Here is a 3002-nt window from a genome sequence, read left to right as displayed (position 1 = left end):
GCTTCAAGTACGAACAGGCGAAAGCGAAATACGAGCCGTTCGACAAGCTGGTCGACGAGGATCCGGCCACGCGCTCGGCGCTCGCCGAACTGGCCGCGCGCTATGCGCTGGCCGGGCAGCCGGTGATCATCACGATCAACAACAAGGCGGAAGGCTCCGCGCCGCTGTCGTGCATCGCGCTCGCGCGCGAGATCGCCGCCGCGTGCGCGCAGTGGCGCAACGAGGCGGCTTGATACCGACTTGATACCGGCTTGCGCCGGCCGCGCTTACGCGCCGCGCAGCGACTTCAGCCGGTGCGAGAACTTCTGCCGGAATTTCGCGAGCTTCGGCCCGATCACGACCGAGCAGTAGCCCTGCCCCGGGTTACGCGCGTAATAGTTCTGGTGATAGTCCTCGGCCGGCCAGTAGTTGCCGTCGAGCGGCACGACCTGCGTGACGATCGGCTGCCCGAACACCTGCTCGCGCTCCAGCTCGCGGATCACGTCGAGTGCCGTGTCGCGCTGCGCGTCCGAATGCGTGAACACGACCGAACGGTACTGCGTGCCGACGTCGTTGCCCTGCCGGTTCAACTGGGTCGGATCGTGCGTCGCGAAGAAGATCTCGAGGATCTCGCGATAGCCGATGCGCGCCGGATCGAACGTCACGTTGACGACTTCCGCGTGGCCCGTGTCGCCTTCGCAGATGTCGCGATAGCCGGGATTGCGCGTATGGCCGCCCGCGTAGCCCGACTGGACGGCCGTTACGCCGTCGACGTCGAGGAACACCGCCTCCGTGCACCAGAAGCACCCGCCGCCCACCGTCGCGGTTTCAAGCATTTCGTTCCCCATGAAATCAGCCCCTCGTTGATGACGGCAGCCGGCACGCATGCGCCGGCGCCATCGTTACGCGTCGCCGCTGCCCGCGCAGGATGCGGGGCGCAGCGGCACTTCGACAAGTATCTTACTCGCGCGCGAACCCGGCCGATTGGACAGGTACCGCGCGCGACCGGCACGCCCTTTTCTCGTCTACACTTAGGCACGCGCGAACCCGACGGCAAACCCGTCGCCCCGCGCATCGCGTCCGATGCATGCCCGACCCTGATGCAAACATCATCTGCCGGAACATCGATATGCACGCCTTCACGGAAATCACCCACGTCACCCGCCCGGCCGTTGCCGCGTTGCGGGCTTCCGCTTCGACTGCGCCATCGCGCTGCCTTGCACCCGTGTTGCGCCAGGTACAGCGAGCCGGCCCATCGCCTTTATCCGCTTTCCCGATCTGATGCACGGCGCCGTACGCGTCGCCGATGCGTGCATCCGCCTGCCGATCGCTCCCGCCGGCGTGTCGCGCGCCGCGCAGCCACCCCGGCCCGCACGTCCGCAACGAACGGCTGTGCGGCCACGATCCCACACCATCGAGAGGGCATCACCATGAGCATGCGGCCTGACCCGACGTTTCACGCTTCGCCCGAGCTTGCGATGCAGGCGCCGGCGGAAGAGTTTGCCTATACGTTGTTGCTGAGCCCCGATTTTTCCAGACCCGACGCGCTCGCCGTGATCGACGTGAAGCCCGGTTCGTCGACCTACGGAAAAATCGTGCACACGGTCACGATGCCGAACACCGGCGACGAGTTTCACCACTTCGGCTGGAATGCCTGTTCGTCGTCGCTGTCGCCGCTCACGGGCCACGCGTTTCTCGAGCGCCGCTTCCTGATCATCCCGGGCCTGCGCTCGTCGCGCATCTACGTGATCGACACGAAGCCGCATCCGACGCAGGCGCGCATCCACAAGATCGTCGAACCCGGCGAGATCTTCGCGAAGACCGGCTACTCGCGCCCGCACACCGTGCACTGCGGCCCCGAGGGCATCTACGTGAGCACGCTCGGCGGCGCGGGCAAGGACGGCACCGACGGCGCGCCCGGCATCTTCATCATGGATTGCGAAACCTTCGACGTGCTCGGCCGCTGGGAGATCGACCGTGGCCCGCAGGACAAGCACTACGACTTCTGGTGGAACCTGCCGCGCGACTACATGGTGTCGAGCGAATGGGCGCTGCCGCCGCAATTCGAGAACGGCATCGTCCCCGAGGACCTGCTCGCGAACAAGTACGGGCACCGGCTGCATTTCTGGGACCTGCGCGCGCGGCGCAACGTGCAGACGATCGATCTCGGCGCGCATCACCAGATGGCGCTCGAGGTGCGGCCCGCGCACGACCCGGTGCGCGAATACGGGTTCGTCGGCGTCGTGGTCGACACGACGAATCTCGAAGGCTCGATCTGGACCTGGTGGCGCGAAGGCGGCCAGTTCCATGTGAAGAAGACCGCGACGATCCCGGCCGAGCCGGCCGCGGCCGACGAACTGCCGCCGCTGCTGAAGGGATTCGGCGCCGTGCCGCCGCTCGTGACCGACATCGACCTGTCGCTCGATGATCGCTTCCTCTACGTGTCGTGCTGGGGCACCGGCGAGATGCGCCAGTACGACGTGTCGGATCCGCACCACCCGGTGCTCGCGGGGTCGGTGCGCATCGGCGGCATCGTGCGCCGCGCGCCGCACTCGAACGGCCGCGCGTTCGCGGGCGGCCCGCAGATGGTCGAGATCAGCCGCGACGGCCGGCGCGTGTACTGGACCAACTCGCTCTATTCGACGTGGGACGACCAGTTCTACCCGGACGGCGTGCCGGCCGCGCAGGTACTCGCGCATGTCGGGCCGGAGGGCGGACTGACGCTCGCCGACGACTACTGGGTCGAGTTCCCCGACGGCTATCGCGCGCACCAGATCCGGCTCGAAGGCGGCGACTGCTCGACCGACTCGTTCTGCTATCCGTCGGTCAAGCGTTGAACGCCGGCCTTCACGCCCCGTTCGCGCTGTGGGCGGCCGTGCTCGCGAGCGGGGTGTATCACGGGCTCAACCCCGCGATGGGCTGGCCGCTCGCGGTGTCGAACGCGCTGATGACGCGCCGCGGCGGCGCGCTCGTCGCGGCGCTCGGCTATCTCGCGCTCGGCCATGCGCTCGCGGTCTTCACGG

At 67.6% G+C, this 3002-nt stretch carries 2 protein-coding genes and 2 pseudogenes; 3 read left to right on the top strand and 1 reads right to left on the bottom strand.

The features are described from left to right. A pseudogene (locus JYJ84_RS32805) lies at positions 1-233 on the top strand (DUF72 domain-containing protein); the annotation flags it as partial. Between the two features lie 33 nt (positions 234-266). On the opposite strand, the gene msrA reads toward JYJ84_RS32805, so the two are convergent. Next, positions 267-827: a peptide-methionine (S)-S-oxide reductase MsrA gene (gene msrA / locus JYJ84_RS32800; RefSeq protein ID WP_122946132.1), complete on the bottom strand. Its 561-nt coding sequence runs from the start codon at positions 825-827 to the stop codon at positions 267-269. Positions 828-1409: 582 nt separating this feature from the next. Here msrA and JYJ84_RS32795 point away from each other — a divergent pair. Continuing rightward, a complete protein-coding gene (locus JYJ84_RS32795; protein ID WP_122946133.1) occupies positions 1410-2816 on the top strand; it encodes a selenium-binding protein SBP56-related protein in 1407 nt (468 codons plus the stop codon). Further along, positions 2813-3002: pseudogene (locus JYJ84_RS32790) on the top strand (hypothetical protein); the annotation flags it as partial. The gene JYJ84_RS32795 and the pseudogene JYJ84_RS32790, both read left to right, overlap by 4 nt.

The sequence above is a fragment of the Burkholderia sp. LMG 13014 genome, assembly GCF_905232215.1.
Taxonomy (GTDB): domain Bacteria; phylum Pseudomonadota; class Gammaproteobacteria; order Burkholderiales; family Burkholderiaceae; genus Burkholderia.
The sequence above is the reverse complement of the archived record's forward strand: the minus strand, read 5'-3'. Positions and strand labels throughout refer to the sequence as shown.

What these genes read in the sequence shown, in the direction of transcription:
- msrA (WP_122946132.1), bottom strand. Translation starts at nt 827, where the DNA reads ATGGGGAACGAAATGCTTGAAACCGCGACGGTGGGCGGCGGGTGCTTC.
- JYJ84_RS32795 (WP_122946133.1), top strand. Translation starts at nt 1,410, where the DNA reads ATGAGCATGCGGCCTGACCCGACGTTTCACGCTTCGCCCGAGCTTGCG.